The organism is Lysinibacillus sp. NPDC056220 (genome assembly GCF_049315265.1).
Taxonomy (GTDB): domain Bacteria; phylum Bacillota; class Bacilli; order Bacillales_A; family Planococcaceae; genus Lysinibacillus; species Lysinibacillus pinottii.
Window position 1 is genome coordinate 75,613 of sequence record NZ_JBMOXD010000007.1, and the last position, 21,151, is coordinate 96,763.

Here is a 21,151-nt window from a genome sequence, read left to right on the forward strand (position 1 = left end):
ACTCACCTCACTTAATCAAGTTCAATCTCACGTACATCAATTTTTCCTGTTACCGCTTCGTAAATTAGGGATTGGCGGTATTCTTTAAGTTTTTCTATTTGTATTAAAGTATTCACTTTAATTTTTTCAATTTCGGTAGATCTATCTTTTAAGTAATCCGTAATTTGTTGAATTTCTTCGAAGCTAGGTAGAGGGATTTTAATATTTTCAATATCAGCAGTAGAAATATTTGGCTGTTGACCTGTTCTATCGATTAAGCTCTCAAACTCTTCAACAAAAGAATGATTTAGCAACAAATAATATAACCAATTTGAAGGAATAAGCTTATTATTTCTAAAATAAGCGTTCCTTTGATTTAATAATATTTCCTCATCTGTATCAACTATAGCAGCTTTAATCCCTGTTGATATTATCGGACGAGTTAACGCTATTACTAAATCGCCTCTCTTTAATTGATATTGTTTAAATCTTTCTAACCAATCATTTGCAACATAAGAAATATCAGACCAATCTAAATTCATGGTTTGAATATTATTTATTTTCATAACTTTAGTGCCATCACTTATAAAAGCGTTACTTGGAAAAGCGTATCCACTTACAAACTTACCTAGATGTTTTAATTTCTTAACTTCCCAATGCTCAGGGATCTCACCAATCCACTGAACACCTGAATCTTTCATTTTCACATTCGGATTCAAACCTTTTGTAACAGCTTCTGTGATGATTGATTGGCGCTGATTATTTAATAAAAGAATTAGTTTTTCTTTCATATCAATTAAATTATCAATCCTAGCTAATTTAACTTCTAAAAACTTAGCTATTTTAATTTGCTCGTTTAATGATGGATATGGAAGTTCCATATCTGAAAAATCTTTATAAGCGATTGGCTTACCGTCTCGTAGACTTTGTGTTGTTGATGCAATAGCATCAATGAAACTTTGCGTATAGAATAAAAACTTATAATATTTAGGGACTAAATCATTTCCGCAAGAAAATACAGTATAAGCAGGACTAACAATTCCTTTATTAGTAGACATTTCAAAACCACTTTGGAAGCTTCTTAAGTGAATAACAAAATCTTCAGGTACAACTAATTTAAAGTTTTCTAAATCTTTAAATGCCATCACCGTTTTATTTTCTAATTCATCCCTCGGTATAACACCTTTACCTTTTGATACAGATAAAAGAGTCTCTTCTGGATAGCCTTTTATAGATTTCTCTTGGAAACCCCATTTAGCTCTCTTTAGTTCCCAATGCAATGGTATTTCTCCTAACCATTCATACCTAGAATCTATATAATCTAAATATCTATTGTTCTTCACACTAACACCTTCTTCAGCTGCTCAGCAATTTCCATTTCTAACACACGAATCTCGTCCATAATTTCTGATGAACTGCGTAATGCTGTGTATTTGTAGAACTGACGAGTGAATGGTATTTCGTAGCCAATTTTCGTTTTCGTTTCATCAATCCATGCATCTGGTACGTGTGGTAAAACTTCACGTGCAAAGTAGTCATGGATACTTTCTTTTAACGGAACATTTTCTGTATCACGTAAATCTGTATCTGGTTCGATGTCTGTTTTATTTTTCATGCATACATCAGCTGTTTCATCTTTTTCAGAAAGACCCGCTAAAATTGCTTTTAATACTGGTGCACCAATTGTAATACCCGCTTGTTTTAACGTATCTTTTACTAATTTCGTGAACTCATCACGATTTCTATATACTTTGTCGCTTTGTAACGTGCGTAACACATATAAAATTTGCGTTTGCAGCTTTTTACCCTCTTCAATTTCAAAATGACCCGCATCACCTTTTTTCTTCGATGTCGCTAAGTTTGCAAATCCTTTTTCACCTACGACACGTGTAAGACGCTCTTCATTTACTTGGAAGTTTAAACGTAATGGACGTTCAACCGTAATTTTTGCGTAACCGAAGTCTTCGTTATCGAAAATCTTCACGTACTCATTTGGCTGTGCATCGCCATATAAGCGTACGATTTCGTTAATCTGCTCCTCTGTAATTTCGTTACGTTTATTTCCCATGCCTCTTTTCATTTTTTGAGAGAAACTTACCGCATTGACTAAACGCACTTTTCCTTTATAAAGAGGGGCTTTATTGTTTGTTAAAATCCAAATGTATGTTGCAATACCTGTGTTATAGAATAAATCGTTTGGTAGTGCCACAATACCTTCTACTAGGTCGTTCTCAAGCACATATTTACGAATTTCGCTTTCACCCGAACCTGCATCGCCTGTAAATAATGGTGAACCGTTCATAATGATAGCTAAACGAGAGCCTTGAGGATTTTCTTCTGTGACTGGCTTCATTTTTGACAGTAAGTGCATTAAGAATAATAGTTGTCCATCACTCGTACGAGGTGTACCGGGACCGAAACGACCATCAAAGCCTTGTTTCTCATGCTCTTCTTTAATCGGCTTCTCATATGATTTCCAGTCCACTCCGTATGGCGGATTTGAAATTAAGTAGTCGAATTTATCACGTGGGAATTGGTCATTTGATAATGTATTCCCTAAACGAATATTTTTCGCATCTTCACCTTTAATCAATAAATCTGCTTTACAAATCGCATATGATTCAGGGTTAATTTCTTGTCCGAAAAACTCTAAATGTGCTGTTGGATTAATTGTTGATAAATACTCTTCTGCAACAGATCCCATACCACCCGTACCAGCTGCACAGTCATATAATGTTTGTGTTAAACCTGGTTTCGTTAAGATGTTCGCATCGTCATGAAGGAATAATAAATGCGTCATTAAACGAATTACTTCTCGTGGTGTGTAGTGATCCCCTGCTTCTGCATTCTCATTGAAACGACGAATTAACTCTTCAAATACATAACCCATCTCAATGTTTGATACGACTTCTGGATGAAGATCTATTTCACTAAAACGTTTAATCGTTAAGTATAATAAGTTGTTTTGATCTAGCTTATCGATTTGGCGGTCAAAGTCGAAGTGATCCATAATATCACGAGCTACTTTTGAGAAACCATTAATATAATCACGTAAGTTATCTGCAATGTTATCTGAATCTGTTAACAGCTTGGTGAAATCATATTTACTTGTATTGTGGAAGTTTTGCTTCGATACACGATTTAAAATCGGCTCACGTGCTTCCTCAGACATACTAGCGAACTTTTCTGCTGACGCTAATACTTCTTCTTTTGTACTTTCTAATACACAGTCAAAACGGCGTAAAACTGCTAATGGTAAAACAATCTTACCGTAATCTTCTGGCTTATATGGTCCACGCAAAATCTCTGCGATTGACCAAATGAAGCTTACTTTATCTTGGAAGTTAATCATCTTATATACCTCATTCAAAAATTTATTCGAATTCTACGTGCGATGGAGGATAATGGAGCTTTCGTGAGATACGTTCCCTATAGCAAGCTCAAATCACTTCATATCAACTTCGTAAAATTTCGTATCACTATTTAAAATTATAACTGTTAGAACAACAAAAAGTAACATCAGCAACTAACATATTTAATCAAGAGTACAGGCCTTACTCATACTTCATTAATAGTAATTTATTTCGGACATTTTTATTTAGACGGAAGAGTGTGATCCCTTATATAGCAAGGGTTAAACAATTATATACTTAAATCAATTTATAACAAGGATGATAATTTAGATGACAAAACTACAAGTAACACTTACGCATACACCTACTATTACAACAGCAGTAGAACGATATGTATCACAAGAATCATATAGTAGAAATGGCGGGCGTAAGAAGAAGGATACTACCTTATATAGTACAGAAGATTGCGAGCAAACTGAAGATGTTAAACGCTGCTCTATCGCCAATAGCAAGCGCATGTTTAAAGGCATCATACATGCTAACTTTCAAAATAACTTTTGTATGCTGACGTTAACGTTTAAACGTACATGTGAGTTTGATACGAAAGACTTCGATGCATGCCGTGATAATTTCAACTCATTTTGGAAGAGCTTAAAGCGTTGTAAAAAGCTTGCTAACGTAGATTTACGTTATGTAGGGGCAATTGAGTTTCAGGATAACGGAAATGTTCACTTTCATATTCTGTGCCGCATCCCAAAAGAGTATAAAGGCTTACTGAAGTCAAAGTGGAAGTATGGTGGCTTACATTATCAGAACGAACAAGGCTCTGCTGAAGACGCACCAAAGATTGCTTCCTACTTAACAAAAGGCATTTATGATGAACGCCTGCCTATGGGCAAAAAACGTTTCCTTGGAGGGCGTGGGCTAGAACGACCTGTTGTCTTGAAATTTAGAAGTCGTAAAATTATCGACTTTCTACTACAACGCAACGGTAAGATTCTAACAAGTTATGAGAGCGACAAATACGCCTTTACATTCACCTCACTGTTAACTGATGCCACGATCGATGAATTAGAGCGATTTGCTGAAACTGAAGACGAAGATGTAGACCTATCTATGCTCGCAAAATTACAAAGCATTCAATTTACCTACGAACATGAAGGAGTTATTTAACATGCACACACTACGAACAAAATTAGTACACTGCGGAGTTATTACATATGTATACAACTATGAAAGCTCTAAAAATATTACAGCCTTTTCATTCGAGGATGAAGCCGTACAATTGCAAAGATCCCTTGCAACAAATTTCATTGATGATTATGCAGTAATGGGATTCACCTTATCAATTAACACCGATGACGTACCTTTTTTGCAAACACGACTAGAAAATTTCTTGTCGCATATCGCAAAAAGAGGCTTGAAATACATCGCTGTATTAGACCTTGCTAAGAAACATCCTTGCGTACATTTAATCACTAATAAGACGGCTAAGCTGGATGATGAACAATTATCTTCTATTTGGGGGAATAAAGTAATCAGAGATTATATCTCTTACGACGAATTATTAATGCGCTATGCAACAGCTGTACGGAAAAGCCAGATGCTTACATCTCAATATATTTTCACATCTGATAAGCTGAAAAAGCCTCGCATCTTACATAACGATTCAGCTGATGATTTCTTTTATGAGCGTGAAATCATGGATGTAGGTACATGTGATGTATATGAAATTTCCGATTCACAACATGGCATAATTACCGTGAGTGAATATATGGGCATTCCTCGTTAACCCACCTTGTATAAATTCAATTTAAATTAAGCAATTGTAAGTAATACTATATCTACTCACACAGTATCACTTACAATTACTTTTATTCAGATGAGAGAGCTTGTTTCGCTGTCTGAGCGAGTTCGCTTTCATTACCACCGCCACCTATACTGATAAAGATAAGTTCTATACGAGAGAACAACTGCTTGAGTTCTTAGATTGCGCAGAAAAGCATCCTAATTATAAAATCTACACTTTCTTTCGCTTATTAGCGTATTCTGGTATGCGAAAAGGAGAAGCACTTGCTTTAACGTGGGAGGATATTGATTTTAAAAATAGGGAAATCGACATCAATAAAGCACTCGGTCAAGGGAAAGAACAAAAACTGTATCTTAAGTCACCTAAAACTGGTACGAAGCGTAGAATTAAAATGGATAAAGCTACAATGGTGATTTTAAAAGAATGGAAGAAAAAGCAGCAGCAAGCGTATTTAATGCTAGGCTATAACACACTTGCGAAAGAACAACTTGTTTTTAGTAATAATCGTAATAGCTTTATTCAACCAGCTAAAACAAATGACTGGATAAAGTCCATCATACGCAATACTGAATTACCCTATATGTCTACACATGGATTTAGACATACACATTGTACCTTATCATTTGAAGCTAAAGCACCGCTAGAATCTGTCCAAGATCGTTTAGGACATTCAGATGTAAAAACAACAATGAATATATATACGCATGTTACTGAGAGTGCGAAAGAGGACACTATTCAGAGATTCGAAAATTATTTAGATAAATAGCATTTAATAAAACACTTTAAATATGTTAACTCATATTTAAGGTGTTTTTACATTTTTATATATTTTACCAATTATATATGTGTTGAATTATTTTTGAGATATATTTATTAGGGAATAAGAATGAAGGGTTGTCCATAATGAGCGTTATATATAAATATAATGGGAATAAAATCGAACTTAGTGAGGAAAAAGGAATTAAACCCGGTTGGCAATTAATAATCAATGGGGTTAAGCAAGATAGTATTATTTTTAATAGCGCATTTATCGGAAATACATTAAAAGGGAAAATTGATTCAGATAATGTTACCGTTACAATTAATAATAAAATAATCTTTTATACTTCAGAGCTATTTATAAATGGGCGTTCAATTGAAAAGAGAAAGTTCCTTTGGTAGAAAATTAACTACGTTTTTAACTACGTTTCAACTAAATTTTATCTGCAACTGAATTAGCGTAGATGAGAATCGATGAAAAAAGAAAAGACCAAAACCTATTCATATCAAGGGTTTTGGCCTTTTACTTTCTTCGATATTATTTCGATATAATCCTATGTATGGAGACGGCGGGAGTCGAACCCGCGTCCAAAGACTCCAATACTTCAGCTTCTACGCGTGTAGTTTGCCTATTTACGATTCGCGTAACATTATGCCGACAAACAGGCGTCCTGTACGCTAACCTGGAAATCTCTTGACGATGACTCAGGTGGCACCATCGACCGTATCCCACTAAAGTTGGGCCCCACGTTCTCTACATGGGCGATAGAGAGGCAGAGCGCTTACGAGCTTACGCTGCGAAAGCTAAGTTTTGTTGTTTGCCAGTTATTATATAACTGTCGTTGATGACGGAGCCGAGCCCTCCGACGCGCGACTAAAGCTTGAACCATCCCTGTCGAATCCGTAACGTCCCCTTGATATATGAATCGAAGCGGTTGAGCCTCGTTCAAACAAAGAGCTAGAATTGCTTCTAGTACGGTGGGAGCTTAAAAGTACGCTTCCATGAAATCTGGCAATCAGTAATTCATATTATAAAACATAATGAGCGATAGTTCAAGTGTCCCGCTTTAGTAGGAAACATAAGGCTTGGACTTAGAGGCTATCCGTGACATTTTAACTTTTATCCGCAACTTTCTCGATTCTATCCGTCACTTTCTCGATTCTATCCATCACTTCCCTCTCCTATCCACTACTTTTTAATTTCTATCCGTCACTTTTCCTGTCCTACCCGCCACACTGTAACTTCTATCCTTCACTTTCCCTGTTCTATCCCCCACCTTTAACTTCTATCCGCCACTTTCTCTACTTTATCCACCCCATTCTTACTTTTATCCATCACTTTCGCGATCCTATCTGTCTCACCCGCACACCTCGCCCTCTAGCACCCTCCTAGCCAAAGTAAAAAGCTCACCAACAACTAGGTGAGCTTTCTCCTAATCTCTTAATATTGATTTTTGGATTTGAAGGTACGTTCCATTTCGCGTTTGGCTTCTTTTTTGCGCATGTCGTTACGTTTATCGTAGTCTTTTTTCCCTTTGCCGACACCGATTAAGAGCTTGGCATAGCCGTCCTTGATGTACATTTTCAATGGCACTATCGTGTAGCCGTCACGTTTGACGGCACCGACTAGCTCGCCGATTTGCTTTTTATGAAGAAGCAATTTGCGGGCGCGCAGTGGGTCGTGATTGAAACGGTTTCCTTGATCGAAGGGGCTGACATGCATATTGCTAATCCATGCTTCGCCATTTGTAATTCGAACGTAAGAATCTTTTAGTTGGGCCTTTCCTGCACGGATGGATTTGATTTCTGTGCCGGTTAGTACCATGCCTGCTTCGATTGTGTCTTCAATAAAGTAATCATGTCCAGCTTTTTTGTTTTGTGCTAATACTTTTCCTGAACCTTTTGCCATTTTGATTCACCCTCTACTTAAAGGTTGAGCTTGAGCGAAAGCATCCTTTCCTAGGACACTTTCGCGCATGCTTATTTACGTTTTGATTTTTTCTTTTTGTTTTTCTTTGCAATGCCTTCATAGAATTTTTGCTTTTGTTTCACGCGTTTTTTAGGACCTGGGCTGCTGGAGTCATCTTTGCGACGTCCACGTGGGTCGCGATCACCTTCACGGCGTTCTCCGCGTTTTGTACTACGACTTCCGCTTTCCTCCTCATGGCGACTGCTTCTACGGCTGCCACCACGCCCTCCTTTTTCGTCATCGCTACGTGTGCTTCTGCTACTGCGTCCACCTTTGTTGTCATTATAATTTTTACGTGCGTGGATAACCGTTGGCGCTGCTTTGCGTGTTCGTCCATATGAAGTTACCATTCCAACGATTTCAAAGTCAATGGATGACTCCTCAATAATGACATTGGCCACACGGACTGTTACTTCATCACCAATACGGAATTGACGATTTGTACGTTCACCGATCATAATCATTTGACGATCATCAAAACGGTAGTAATCATCTGTCATATTGCTAATATGGACAAGTCCTTCAATCGTGTTTGGCAACTCCACGAAAATACCGAAGTTGGTAATGGATGACACGATTCCTTCGAATTCTTCGCCAATTTTATCTGACATATATTGTGCCTTTTTCAAAGCATCTGTATCACGTTCTGCATCAACCGCACGGCGTTCACGCTCTGATGTGTGGTCGGCAATTTCATCCATTGCCATTCCCCACTGAGCGACCGTTTCTCGTGAAGTATCCTTATTAATTAAATACGTACGAATTAAACGGTGTACGATTAAGTCCGGATAACGGCGAATTGGTGATGTGAAGTGTGTATAGAAATCCGTTGATAGACCAAAGTGACCTAGACTTTCCGGATAATATTTTGCCTGTTGCATCGAGCGTAGCAGCATCGTTGAAATAACAGGCTCCTCTGGCATACCTTCAATCGCCTTTAAGACATCCTGTAATGCTTTAGGATGCACCGTATTCCCTGTACCTTTAATTAAAATCCCGAAGTTCGTAACAAACTCAAAGAAGCGTTGAAGCTTTTCTGGCTTTGGATCTTCGTGAATACGGTATAGGAATGGTACATTCATCCAGTGGAAGTGCTCCGCTACTGTTTCATTGGCAGCTAGCATGAAATCCTCAATTAATTTTTCTGCTACTGTACGCTCACGAAGCTCAATATCAACTGGCCAACCTTCCTCATTTACAATCACTTTGGATTCTTTAAAGTCAAAGTCAATGGCCCCTCGCGATTCGCGTTTACGACGTAATATGCCAGACAGCTCTGCCATATTTTTAAACATCGGTACAAGTGGCTCGTAGCGTTTCATTAACGCTTCATCTTGCTCTTCTAGAATTTTGTAGACATCCTTATACGTCATACGTTCAGTTGTTTTAATAACACTTTGGAAAATTTCATGTGCAATAACATTTCCATTCGCGTCAATAATCATTTCACAGGATAGTGTTAAACGATCAACCTGCGGATTTAATGAACAAATGCCGTTTGATAGACGATGCGGGATCATCGGGATAACACGGTCTGTTAAATAAACACTTGTCGCACGGTCATAGGCTTCAAGATCAATGACAGAGCCTTGCGTTACATAATAACTAACGTCTGCAATATGTACGCCAAGCTTATAAGTACCATCTACATTTTTTGTTACGGTTACTGCGTCATCCAAGTCCTTAGCGTCAGCCCCATCAATTGTCACAATCGTTTCATGACGTAAATCACGACGACCTACTAAATCAGCCTCTGTAATGTCATCTGGCACTCGTTGTGCAGCAGCAATGACCTCGTCTGGGAATTCGGGTGGAATATCGTGCTTATATAAGATCGATAAAATATCCACACCTGGATCATTTTTATGTCCTAAAATTTTTGTAATATAACCTGTAGCAGATTTTAAATCTTCTGGCCAAGTTGCTACTTCGACCACAACCTTGTGTCCATCAACCGCGCCTAATGTATCACCTTTTGCGATAAAGATATCCATTGGTAGCTTCTTATCGTCAAGGACAACAAAGCCAAAGCCACGGTTAGCTTGGAATGTGCCAACAAAGCTTGTTTGACCACGTTCAACGACCTTTGTTACGGTCCCTTCACGGCGGTCACCAAATGATTCTTTTAACACACGAATAAGAACGATATCGCCATTTATAGCCCCATTAATTTCATGTGGTGGAATGAATACATCATCCATGCCTTCCATATCAGGCGCTACAAAACCGAAGCCCTTCGCGTGACCGATAAATTTACCTCTTAGTAAATTCATACGTTCTGGTAGGCCATAACGATTGGAACGAGAACGAACAACTAAGCCTTGTCCTTCCATACGGACTAATGTTTTGACAAGCTCCTTAAATTCTTCCGCATCCTCAAAGCCGAATTCATCCTCGATTTCGCCGACAGTTAATGGCTCGTAATCATCTTGGCCGAAAAAAACAAGTAACCGACCTTGTAGTGTATCTTTTTGGTCTTTCATACATATTCCCTCCTTCATGAGAAAATCCTATTTATAATTTTATTGTGCCCAATTTAGGCTTTCTAAAAAGCGATAAATGTCTTCATGTAATTGATCTTTTTCTTGATCTAATGTAATAACATGTTTTGAGTTTTCATACCACTTAATATGCTTATCAAGTGACTCAGTTTGATTATATATAATGTTGGCAGATTCTGTCTCTATTACCTCATCATTTGTAGCTTGAACAACAAAAATTGGGGCATAAATCATGTCAATTTCTTGACGAGTACGCACAATAAATTCACGTAGCTCTTGAAGAGATGGCATGCCTTTTTCAGCAATGAGTGCTACTTCGGTTTCGATTTGTTCCTCCTGTTTACCTTGGAACTTTTTATAGTCTTTAGCATATTTCAAAACACCGTCAAACATGACGTCAGTAGTACGCATAGTCATAGGTGCACACATTGTAACAATTCCTTTAACAGGGTTATTTAAGGCAACGTTTAATGCCATTACACCGCCTAATGAAAGGCCAGCAACAGCAATTTCTTCATAGCCAGCATCCTGTAACTGTTTGTAGGCGGCCACGACATCTTGCCACCAGTCTGCTGGACCTGTTGTGATTAGTTCTTCAGGTTCCACACCGTGACCTTTATAGTGAGGTGCTAAAGTAGTATACCCTTTTTTCTCTAAAAATCTACCAAGCATTCGTACGTCTGCCGAGCTACCTGTAAAGCCATGTAGTAATAAAACGGCACGAGGTCCTGCTTGAAAGAAAAATGGCTGCGATAATGATTTGTTCATGGTAAGCACTCCTTCATCCTAAAACACTCATATATACTATACCCATTATAGCCCTCTCCATTATGCCTCGAGAATAACATTGGCTATAAGTTTACATATCAATTTTTACTCCATCGATAAAATTTCCCATTCGGTTATGATAAAAGAAAACGCCCAACCAATGTGGTTAGGCGATATATCTTCAACTATTAGATTTTTGTAATAGCGATTGCTAAAATAAAGAATAGTATAGCTAACACAATTGTTGCACGGTGAAGGATTAAATCCATACCACGCGCTTTTTGCTTTCCAAATAGTTGCTCAGCTCCACCCGAGATGGCACCTGATAAGCCTGCACTTTTACTAGATTGAAGTAATACCACAACGATCAACGCTAATGATACGATAACTAATGAAACTAATACTACTGTATGCATTCACTGCACCTCCCGAACTTTGAAACATCACAACAGACTATATTATAACAAAAAAAGGGTGCCATGACAAACTTAGCTTTCTGTTTAGTAGGAATTTTTCCTCTTCACGTATTTCTATTTGTCGAATTATACGACTATTTGTGGATAACACCCCCTCTAATTTTAGATTATAATGGAAAAAATGATATTTTATTGGAGGATTTAACGATTGAACAAAAAAATAGTACTGTTGCTTTTATTATGCTGCACCATTCCCTTTCTTACAGCATGCTCAAAGGCAATCGACATCCTATTACAAGAAGAAGAGGATGTCACAATGACAACTTTAGAAGAAACAAGTGAAACAAATGAAACAAGTGCAGAAGTAAAGATGCCAGAAAGCAAAGCATTATCTGATTCATTTTCACCTACCGATTTATTTTCGACCACTTTATTTAAGGATGATCCAGCATTACTACAATTTGCGAAAAAAGTGGAGAAGCAGGTTGCTCAATTTGAAGAGCACTTTGAGATTTCTTATACTGGGAAGCTTGATTTTGAGGATTTTGAAGTACAGTTGAATGACTTAAATAACCTGATTACCTTTGTTGACCCTTATACTGCTGGGTATTTTTTATATTATGAATGGGTAGCTTGGGAAACCGATAATGGCTATTCAGTTGAATTATCCATTCAATATTTAACCGATGCCAAGAAGGAACAAAAGGTAGACCAATATGTAGAGACGTTTGCCAATCAATATATTACCAAAGATATGACAGACTTTGATCGCGCTAAAGTCATTAATGATTATGTTGTACAGTTAGCCACTTATACGGAAAAGGGCTCTACTGAGGGTCAATCGGTTTTCGAATTAATTAATGAAAAAACTGCTGTGTGTCAGGCTTATGCTTTACTAACATACCGCCTATTAACAGCATCTGATCTCGATGCGAAGTATGTTTATGGCTATAGTGAGGATCAGTTACATGCCTGGAATCTAGTCAATGTTGATGGCAATTGGTATCATCTCGATACAACCTGGAATGACGTTGCTCCTACTGAGCCTTTTACAATTTCCTACGAATACTTTTTGGTCAATGATGAAAAACTAAGCCAAGATCATTTATGGGCTAATGAAAACTATTTTGCTGCTACTAGTAATGACTATGATTTTATGCATGATATGTGGTATGCCAACACAGTAGATCATGTGATCTATTATAACAGCATGAGTGATAGTACCGTTTATTCTTACGACTTAACGACAAATGAAAATAAGCAGATTACAGACACTGCCTGCTATTATTTAGTGACTGACCAACAATCTATTTATTGTAGTGACTATGATAATGCTGGCTATTTAACAAAAATAAATGTCCATGACGGGTCCGAGGAAGTATTATTCGAAGACGAGGTACTGAACTTAAACATCCAGGATGGTATTTTGTATTACGAAACGCTTGACGGCTCCAAGCATCAACAAAATTTGTAAGTCTAAGTTGAATCTGTGCGACTGCCTCACAGATTCTCCCCCTCACCTTCAGTTGGCTAATACACCGCTATCTCTTCACATTTACAGTATTACCATATTTTATTAACAAGTTTTTAACAGTAGCTTTACACCCTTCCTTTACACTTACAGTTGATCATTCACCTAAAGGAGGAAATTCATGAAATACGCAAAAAAATGGGCTTCATTGTTTTTAGCAAGTGCAGTGACTTTATCCGCAGTCAGTATTCCACAGCAAGATGTACAAGCAGCTCCAGTAAAGAAACCGACAAATGTCATCATGCTGGTGATGGATGGGAGCAGTAATAATGCTGTAACACTTTCCCGTTGGTATAAAGGTGAGAGCTTAGCAATGGATGAAATTTTATCGGGTGCGATGCGCACATATTCTGCTGAATCAGCCATAACAGACTCTGCCCCTGCCGCTACTGCGTTAGCTACGGGCAATAAATCGAATGATAAATATATAGGTGTACTCCCTTCTGAGATTAATTCACCTGGATTAGCGCAAATAGATAAAAAGGATGCGTTTAGACCCGTAGCTAATGTATTAGAAGGTGCTAAACAACAGGGAAAAGCTACTGGCTTGATTTCTACCTCTGAAATTCAACATGCCACGCCTGCTGGTTTCTCTGCACATGCTAATAATAGGAGCCAATATGGAGATATTGCCGAACAACAGGTTTACCAAAATATTGACGTTGTCCTAGGTGGAGGCTTAGAATCGCTGACACCTGGTACCTCTAAAAATGCCCGCAAGGACGGCGAGGATTTATTGAAGGTATTAAAAGATCATCAATATGATTTAGTGCATACTCGTGATGAGTTATTGAATAGTCCCTCATCAAAAATTTGGGGCAGCTTTGCACCAAGTGCCCTGGCATATGATTTAGATCGTGCCAAAACTAGAAAATCTGAGCCTACACTTGCTGAAATGACGAATAAAGCAATCAACACGCTTAAAAAGGATAAGGACGGCTTCTTCCTTTTTGTTGAAGGTAGTAAGGTAGACTGGGCTGCACATGCCAATGACACAATCGGTATTATTAGTGATATATTGTCGTTTGATGATGCGGTAAAAGAAGCCGTTGATTTTGCGAAGGAAGATGGTAATACATTAGTTATTGCTGTCACAGACCATGGGAATAGCGGAATTACAATGGGGAACGCCAATACGACTAGTACCTATTCAAGCATTCCTGTTTCAGCTTATATTGATCCGCTGAAAAAGGCTTCCATGACCGTTGAAGGGGCTTTAAGCCAACTAAAAGAAGACCGCTCCAACTTAGTGGAGGTAGCTGCTCTGTATGGATTAGATCCATTGACAAAGGACGAGCTTTCAACTTTAAAATCTGCTAAAGATGTAGGCAGTGAAATGGTAAAAATGCTAGCAAACCGTGCAAACATTGGTTATACAACAGGCGGTCATACGGGTGAAGATGTATTTCTTTACTCATTTGGTCCTTCTAAATTAACTGGACTTGTTGAAAATACAGATGTAGCTCATACAATGGCGCAGTTTATGGGCTTCGATCTGAAGTCATTAACAGATGATTTGTATGTGCCAGCTACAAAAGCATTCACAAAGAAAGGTTTTACAACTAAAATAGATCTATCCGATAAAGAAAACCCAACCTTCATTGCTCAAAAGGCGGATGTGACAGTGAAAATTCCTGTCAATAAAAACACCATGATTTATGAACAAGCTTCAAAGAATACAACAAAAACACATACATTCAATACTATAAATGTCTACAATGGCTCTGAATTTTATGTTTCTAAAAAAGTTATTAATGCAGTGAAATAAAGACAAGGGTACGAACATAAGTTGAGATTATTCCCTTATGTTCGTGCCCTTTTTACATAAAAATAGCCATCCAATCGTTTGTAACTTATGTACATTCCCCCAAAACCTTAAATTTACCTTAAATTAATCTTATGATTTACTGAATTCACCTTAATCCAGCAACATTTTTCTCCACATTCCGTCAAATCAGTGTTAAAAACATAAGGTAAGGATTTTTAACTAGTAAATTAGTATTTTTTGAAAGTTTAATCCTATACTTTTTTTCAATGGAGGTGGACAAATGCAATCCATCAAAAATAATGAGTATCTACGCTTTATTGGATTCACGTTATTTTATTTAATCGTTTTGGTACTATTGTTTCTTATACATGGCTTTCATGATATGAACGCTGGACCATTTATATATACGGAATTTTAAATAAAGGAGTTTTACTGATGTTAAGTATTTTAGCAGCTATTGAACGTGTGGCCATCCAACAGCCACAAAAAACTGCTTATCAAACCCATAATGCTTCCTTAACATATGGTGAGCTTTGGCATTTTTCGGATTGTATAGCCGATTATATCATGACCCATCATTTGCAGAGACAGCAACCAATTGTCGTTTATGGACATATGTCCCCTTTACAGATTGTTGCCTTTTTGGGTGCTGTAAAAGCAGGCCATCCATACGTACCAGTTGACTCGTCTACACCCTCTGAAAGATTACAGTTAATTTTAGAGGCATCGAAGGCTGGTTTACTATTCACGACAGAGCCATTACAGATGCTCACAAACATACCTGTAGTTGCAGTGAGCGACGTGTTAGACTCACCCTCCCTCCCAAACAGTCCAGCAACAAGAGACTGGGTGCAGCAGGAGGACATTCATTATATTATTTACACTTCTGGCTCAACTGGGCAGCCAAAAGGTGTCCAAATAACTGCCAATAATCTAGCCCATTTTGTTACTTGGATGCAGGAGCATTTTCCCTTACAGAAATCAGGTGTATTTTTAAATCAAGCACCCTATTCCTTTGACTTATCCGTAATGGATTTGTACCCAGCTCTTGTAGGAGGACACACGCTTTACGCAATTACACAACAAGAAATCGCCAACCCGCGAGCATTATTTGACTCATTAGCTTTGTCCAATACGCGTGTTTGGACGTCTACCCCTTCCTTTGCCAAAATGTGCTTAATGAACAAGGAATGGGAGCAACAGCTCATGCCTGCATTAGATACCTTTTTATTCTGTGGTGAAGTTTTACCAATAGCCGTCATTAAAGAGCTTATGCAACGGTTTCCACAGGCTACTATCTATAATTTATATGGGCCTACAGAAACGACTGTCGCTGTATCCTATGTAAAGGTAACCAAAGCATTATTAGAACAATTTGAGCAATTACCGATTGCACCCATTTCTGAGCCGAACGTGTCTTTATTAGATGATGGAGAAATTGTCATTTCGGGGTCAACGGTTAGTGCAGGTTATTTAGGAGCACCCGAGCTAACAGCTAAAGCCTTTCCGACTGTAGATGGTCATCGCATCTATCAAACTGGAGATATGGGCTATGAGCAGGATGGTTATTTGTTCTTTTTAGGTCGCAAGGATTTCCAAGTAAAACTACATGGTTATCGTTTAGAAATCGAGGAGATTGAGAAACAAATTAGTAACCTACCACCTGTTTCAAGCTGCGTAGTGGTTCCTGTTTATAAGGATAAGGAAATTGTTTCTCTTAATGCTCATATCGTTTTGCGTGAACCATTAGCAGATTCTGCTTTCAAAATGACTAAGCAATTGAAGGCTCTATTATCGGAATATTTACCAGCCTATATGATTCCTAGAACTTTTAAATATATGGACGCTTTACCGCTAAACGCAAATGGTAAAGTTGATCGTAAAGGATTGGCGGTTATGGAAACAGTATGACGCCTTATGGAAATATAGCATTCTTTCTCATTATTGGACTATTATTGCTACCTACCATCCTATTAGGTTTACGTGGTAAGTCTGCGAAGCATTATAATTTATTTGTTTCGTTGATTGTTTTAGCCCTTATCTTCGGACACTCATTGAACGGATCAATTTCGTTAATTTTGTTTACAGTCTTTCAAATAATCCTGATTACAGCCTATCAACGCTATAGGCTACGACAAAATAATGGACCCGTTTTTGTCATGGCCGTGCTCCTGTCGATTTTGCCGCTTGTACTAGTGAAGGTTTTGCCTATCCTTGGACTGCATCATTTATTCGGCTTTCTAGGTGTGTCCTACATTACGTTTAAAGCTGTGCAAATGATTTTAGAAACACGCGATGGCTTAATGAAGGAAAAAATCTCTATCGCAGAATTGGCCTATTTTTTACTGTTCTTTCCTACAGTTTCATCCGGTCCTATCGATCGTTGGCGCCGTTTTACAAAGGATTTTCATTCGGTTCCCACTTCGGAAGACTATCAAAAGCTGTTATTAAGTGGCATTAACTATATCTTTGTAGGCTTTTTATATAAATTTATTTTGGCATACTTAATCTACAACTACACACTTATATATTTGCCAAATCATACGTATAACTATTTGACACCTTTCCAGGGACAACTGGCGTATATGTATATGTATAGCTTTTACTTATTCTTTGATTTTGCAGGCTATAGTGCATTTGCAGTGGGTGTGAGCCGAATAATGGGCATTCAAACACCTATTAACTTTAACCGTCCATTTGCCAGTCGCAATATTAAAGACTTTTGGAATCGTTGGCATATGAGTCTTTCCTTCTGGTTTAGAGATTATGTCTATATGCGCTTTGTACTTTGGATGACGAAGAAAAAATGGTTGAAAAATAAATTCACCATTTCATATATAGGATTCTTTTTACTGTTCTTTTTAATGGGCATTTGGCATGGTCTTGAATGGCATTTTGTCGTTTATGGTCTCTATCATGCTTTATTAATTATTAGCTTTGATAAATTCGAACGCTGGAATAAAAAGCATAAGCTTTGGCCCAAAAATAAATGGACCCATGCCATCGGTGTATTTATCACTTTCAATGCCGTATGTTTTGGCTTCTATATTTTTTCAGGAAAATTATTTTAACCAAAGGCTTTCTACAAATAAAGCCTGTTCAATAAAGGAGAATTATTAATGGATAAACAACAAGTTTTAGAAATGCTAGTGGAGTTATGTGAAGATGAAATTATTGTAGAAAACCCAGATATCGATCTATTCGAGGAAGGTCTTCTCGATTCTTTTGGTACGATTAATTTATTAGTGGAAATTGAGAATCGCTTTAATATTTCTGTACCTATCACTGATTTTAATCGAGAAGAATGGAATACGCCGAATCGTATTGCAGGGAAATTAGCTGAAAGACAATGATAAAAAAAGGCTTTCTATCACTATTTATTGCCTTTGCCCTGTTTACTGGCTTTGTCTTTTTTCCAAACTCATGGATTAAAGCCTGGATATCAGAAGATGATGTGGAGCAAGCCAAAACAAACATGTCCCCACTCGTCTTTCAAGGTACGTATTTACAGGAGCGAATGTTACAGGAACCTACTTCCATGCCTTTATACGGTTCCTCTGAATTAAATCGGTTTGACCCGTTTCATCCTTATAATTATGCGCGAGCAACAGACGCTCCGTATTCGACATTTATGATTGGTCGTGGGGGGATGCAGTCCATTACGCATTTCTTAAATTTTGCTGCGCAAGAGAAAAATTTAGCGGGCAAAAAATTAGTCTTTATTATTTCACCGCAATGGTTTACGGAAAAAGGCATGGGTGAATTCCATTTTTCACCGAATTACTCTATGTTACATGCCTATGACTTAGCGTTTAATGATGACATGGATGCTGATCTTCGTAAACAGGCTATGGAACGCTTGTTAGAATTTGATACCGTTGAGCGAGATCGTCTCTTAAAAACGATGTATCAATATCAAATGTCTAATGGCAAAAAACATCCAGTTACTGGACGTATGGCTATGGTAGCCGGTCGCTTTCATAAGGAATTACTAGAGAAAAAGGACCTCTACTATTCGCTATTTCCTCGGAAGGGGCATCCTTTAAAAAATAATGATAAGCTTGTTACAGACCAAAGCTTTGAACAGCAAATACAGCATGCTGAAGCCTATGGGGAGAAACGAGTCTCCAATGAATATATGATTGAAAATCGAGCTTTTAAACGACTGGTGAACGCTAATTTTTCAAAGTTTAAGGACATGAGAAAGCATGAAGATTATACGGAGTCTCCTGAGTATAAGGATTTTCAGTTAGTTATGGATGTGTTAAAGGATGCTGGTGCTAAGCCATTATTTATCTCTATTCCCGTTAACGGTTATTGGTATGATTATAATGGCTATCCTAAGGAACGACGCCAACAATATTATGAGAAGATGGCACAACTATTAAAGGATGCCGATGTCGACTATGTTGATTTTACAGACCATGAGTATGATCCTTATTTTATTATGGATACGATTCATATTGGCTGGAAGGGCTGGGTTTATTTAGACCAGCATATGGATAAATATTGGGCACAGCAATAATCTATAGTAGCTAATGGAAAGTCAGTCTGAAGTGTTCATTCACTACAGACTGACCTTTTTTGTTTCATTTGCTTTTTTCACCATTTAATGAGAAAAGTCTAAGTTCTTCAGAGTCATTGGAAAATTGGATGACTCTTTCAAACTGTAAGCCTATTCTTTCGAGTAATTTAGCTGACGCATAATTTTCTTGGGTAGTAATAGCCACAATTCGATTAAACCCTAGTGTAACTAAACCATAGGCTAATACGGCAGACGCTGCTTCATAGGCGTATCCTCTTCCCCAATAATCAGGGAGAAACGCGAAACCAATATCTACATCTTCTAACGTTTCTCTTTTGACAAAACCGCATATCCCAATCGGGGTTTGATCTTCTTTTATTTCAACTACATATAAGCAGAATCCAAATTGCTTATACATACGTATTGCCCCATTTTCTATATAACTAGCTGCCTCCTCTATGGTCTTCACACCGCGGTCACCAATAAATTGTATCCACGAGGGATCATTCACTAGCTCAAGAATAAATAGCGCATCTTCCGTTGTTTGTAAGCGCAGGATAAGTCGTTCGGTCTCAAGAATTTTCATATAGAAAACCTCCTCTGATTATTTTTTTATCTTAAGATTGGAGGATTTTAGTCATTACTTTTATGATAACAAATCTAAAATGGCGTATACATAAAAAATGGTGCTCATTATTGGGCGCTATTTATCATATAGGTCATAGGTTAAATTGTTTTCAATATAAGCTTGCTCTTCAGCAGGAGTCAACAAACGAATGGCTTTCCCTGAATTTCCTGACTCGTCACCTCCTTGCATCTCCCAAATTGCGTTATGATCTTCTACAGCATGAGAAAAATCACCTTTTGACCATCTTTCCAATATTTTAATGTAAAGCTCTCTAAATTTATAATTGCTTTCTTTGGAAATTTCCAACAATCGGTCAACTTTAGCCTGTGTTATTTGCGTATGACCCCATTTTGTTTTAGCTTCAACCTTTTGGTGAGACATGCTATGGATAGCCTCGTTCATTTTGTGCTCTATTAAGTTGTCAGGATAAAGTAATTCTTCTTTTGTAACTCTTTTATCATCAAGCGTTACTCCAGCATTTTCAACAATTGCTTTTTCTTTTACTGGCGTAGGTTTCTCCATTGGTTCCGTGAATTTGAAGTAACCAAAAATCCCTCCAAAAATGACCAATACTGCAATAATGACAATAGCCGATTTGGTTTTTCTCTGCATCTTATTAAACCTCACTTATTATTATAATTGGTTTATTTTATGTAATTAGTTTAATAATAACAAAATATTGAAATAGCGTTCAATGGATACTATTTAACGTCCGCTATTCTATGTTGTCAAAATCGACCACGTCCATCATTTGTTTTGTCGTATTTTTCCGAAAAACTTGGAAAAACTCAAGGACTCCCTTACTAGAGAAATTTCCATATACTCAATTTTATGACTAAACATAACCTCAAAGTTGGCAGGTACTCTTGTTGTCTCTTGCATCTAATCCACTTCTAAATTCATGACTTCCGCGGTTAACTATGTGTTAAAATCGTATACTTCTATTAATGTGACATATTCTTCTGCCACCAAATACGTGGAAAACGACCTCAACAATTGAATTATAGTGTTAATGGTTTTTACCAAGTGATATATTTTTTAGAAATGTCTTCACCTCCTGAAACTCGTTCAAATATGTTGTTCTGATTGCTTCATTTTAAAGCTGTAATTCAAATGTAAATTCTTTTAGTAAATCTTTGTTAAG

Annotated in this window: 19 protein-coding genes and 1 other RNA gene; 11 read left to right on the top strand and 9 right to left on the bottom strand. The window is 37.5% G+C overall.

Features of this window, described 5'->3' with window-relative positions:
• Positions 1-11: 11 nt before the first annotated feature.
• Positions 12-1,322, bottom strand: a complete 1,311-nt coding sequence (locus ACOZBY_RS18445) for a restriction endonuclease subunit S (protein WP_197150286.1) — start codon at positions 1,320-1,322, stop codon at positions 12-14.
• Positions 1,319-3,331, bottom strand: coding sequence for a type I restriction-modification system subunit M (locus ACOZBY_RS18450; RefSeq protein ID WP_197150288.1), 2,013 nt, complete (start codon positions 3,329-3,331; stop codon positions 1,319-1,321). The genes ACOZBY_RS18445 and ACOZBY_RS18450 overlap by 4 nt, the downstream gene beginning before the upstream one ends.
• Positions 3,332-3,662: 331 nt before the next feature.
• On the opposite strand from ACOZBY_RS18450, the gene ACOZBY_RS18455 reads away from it, so the two are divergent.
• The 4 genes from ACOZBY_RS18455 (at position 3,663) to ACOZBY_RS18470 (ending at position 6,303) form a co-directional block, all read left to right on the top strand.
• On the top strand, positions 3,663-4,505 hold the full coding sequence (locus ACOZBY_RS18455) for a rolling circle replication-associated protein (protein WP_197150289.1): 843 nt from the start codon (positions 3,663-3,665) through the stop codon (positions 4,503-4,505).
• Between the two features lies 1 nt (position 4,506).
• Positions 4,507-5,124: a hypothetical protein gene (locus tag ACOZBY_RS18460; RefSeq protein ID WP_197150291.1), complete on the top strand. Its 618-nt coding sequence runs from the start codon at positions 4,507-4,509 to the stop codon at positions 5,122-5,124.
• Positions 5,125-5,224: 100 nt separating this feature from the next.
• Positions 5,225-5,908: a site-specific integrase gene (locus ACOZBY_RS18465; protein WP_241740699.1), complete on the top strand. Its 684-nt coding sequence runs from the start codon at positions 5,225-5,227 to the stop codon at positions 5,906-5,908.
• A 137-nt stretch (positions 5,909-6,045) separates the two neighbouring features.
• Positions 6,046-6,303 carry a hypothetical protein gene (locus ACOZBY_RS18470; RefSeq protein WP_197150292.1) on the top strand — a complete coding sequence of 86 codons (258 nt, stop codon included), beginning with the start codon at positions 6,046-6,048 and terminating at the stop codon, positions 6,301-6,303.
• A 156-nt stretch (positions 6,304-6,459) separates the two neighbouring features.
• Here the strand turns inward: ACOZBY_RS18470 and ssrA are convergent.
• The 5 genes from ssrA to secG form a co-directional block, all read right to left on the bottom strand.
• Positions 6,460-6,815, bottom strand: a transfer-messenger RNA (tmRNA) gene (ssrA, locus tag ACOZBY_RS18475).
• 527 nt (positions 6,816-7,342) lie between these two features.
• Complete coding sequence (gene smpB, locus ACOZBY_RS18480; protein WP_012292260.1) at positions 7,343-7,810, bottom strand: SsrA-binding protein SmpB; 468 nt, start codon at positions 7,808-7,810, stop codon at positions 7,343-7,345.
• Positions 7,811-7,881: 71 nt separating this feature from the next.
• Positions 7,882-10,353 carry a ribonuclease R gene (gene rnr / locus ACOZBY_RS18485; RefSeq protein ID WP_031417774.1) on the bottom strand — a complete coding sequence of 824 codons (2,472 nt, stop codon included), beginning with the start codon at positions 10,351-10,353 and terminating at the stop codon, positions 7,882-7,884.
• Between the two features lie 39 nt (positions 10,354-10,392).
• Positions 10,393-11,139: an alpha/beta hydrolase gene (locus ACOZBY_RS18490; protein ID WP_012292258.1), complete on the bottom strand. Its 747-nt coding sequence runs from the start codon at positions 11,137-11,139 to the stop codon at positions 10,393-10,395.
• Positions 11,140-11,327: 188 nt separating this feature from the next.
• Positions 11,328-11,555, bottom strand: coding sequence for a preprotein translocase subunit SecG (secG, locus tag ACOZBY_RS18495; RefSeq protein WP_008173196.1), 228 nt, complete (start codon positions 11,553-11,555; stop codon positions 11,328-11,330).
• Between the two features lie 208 nt (positions 11,556-11,763).
• Between secG and ACOZBY_RS18500 the strand changes: the two genes are divergently transcribed.
• The 7 genes from ACOZBY_RS18500 to dltD all read left to right on the top strand — a co-directional run bounded on the left by ACOZBY_RS18500 (position 11,764) and on the right by dltD (position 19,379).
• A complete protein-coding gene (locus tag ACOZBY_RS18500) occupies positions 11,764-13,029 on the top strand; it encodes a DUF5050 domain-containing protein (RefSeq protein WP_197224388.1) in 1,266 nt (421 codons plus the stop codon).
• 178 nt (positions 13,030-13,207) lie between these two features.
• The gene (locus ACOZBY_RS18505) at positions 13,208-14,854 is read left to right on the top strand and encodes an alkaline phosphatase (protein ID WP_422762597.1); all 1,647 of its coding nucleotides are present in this window, start codon (positions 13,208-13,210) and stop codon (positions 14,852-14,854) included.
• A gap of 280 nt (positions 14,855-15,134) precedes the next feature.
• Positions 15,135-15,272: a teichoic acid D-Ala incorporation-associated protein DltX gene (locus ACOZBY_RS18510; RefSeq protein WP_004228095.1), complete on the top strand. Its 138-nt coding sequence runs from the start codon at positions 15,135-15,137 to the stop codon at positions 15,270-15,272.
• Positions 15,273-15,289: 17 nt separating this feature from the next.
• Positions 15,290-16,765 (top strand): D-alanine--poly(phosphoribitol) ligase subunit DltA, encoded by a 1,476-nt coding sequence (gene dltA, locus ACOZBY_RS18515; protein ID WP_012292254.1) that lies wholly within the window; start codon positions 15,290-15,292, stop codon positions 16,763-16,765.
• Positions 16,762-17,925, top strand: a complete 1,164-nt coding sequence (gene dltB / locus ACOZBY_RS18520) for a D-alanyl-lipoteichoic acid biosynthesis protein DltB (RefSeq protein ID WP_031417780.1) — start codon at positions 16,762-16,764, stop codon at positions 17,923-17,925. The genes dltA and dltB overlap by 4 nt, the downstream gene beginning before the upstream one ends.
• 48 nt (positions 17,926-17,973) lie before the next feature.
• A complete protein-coding gene (gene dltC, locus ACOZBY_RS18525) occupies positions 17,974-18,207 on the top strand; it encodes a D-alanine--poly(phosphoribitol) ligase subunit 2 (protein WP_012292252.1) in 234 nt (77 codons plus the stop codon).
• A complete protein-coding gene (gene dltD / locus ACOZBY_RS18530; RefSeq protein WP_031417781.1) occupies positions 18,204-19,379 on the top strand; it encodes a D-alanyl-lipoteichoic acid biosynthesis protein DltD in 1,176 nt (391 codons plus the stop codon). The genes dltC and dltD overlap by 4 nt, the downstream gene beginning before the upstream one ends.
• 64 nt (positions 19,380-19,443) lie before the next feature.
• On the opposite strand, the gene ACOZBY_RS18535 is transcribed toward dltD, so the two are convergent.
• Positions 19,444-19,965 carry a GNAT family N-acetyltransferase gene (locus ACOZBY_RS18535; protein ID WP_422762598.1) on the bottom strand — a complete coding sequence of 174 codons (522 nt, stop codon included), beginning with the start codon at positions 19,963-19,965 and terminating at the stop codon, positions 19,444-19,446.
• Positions 19,966-20,082: 117 nt separating this feature from the next.
• Positions 20,083-20,619, bottom strand: coding sequence for a DUF6241 domain-containing protein (locus tag ACOZBY_RS18540; protein ID WP_422762599.1), 537 nt, complete (start codon positions 20,617-20,619; stop codon positions 20,083-20,085).
• Between the last annotated feature and the right edge of the window lie 532 nt (positions 20,620-21,151).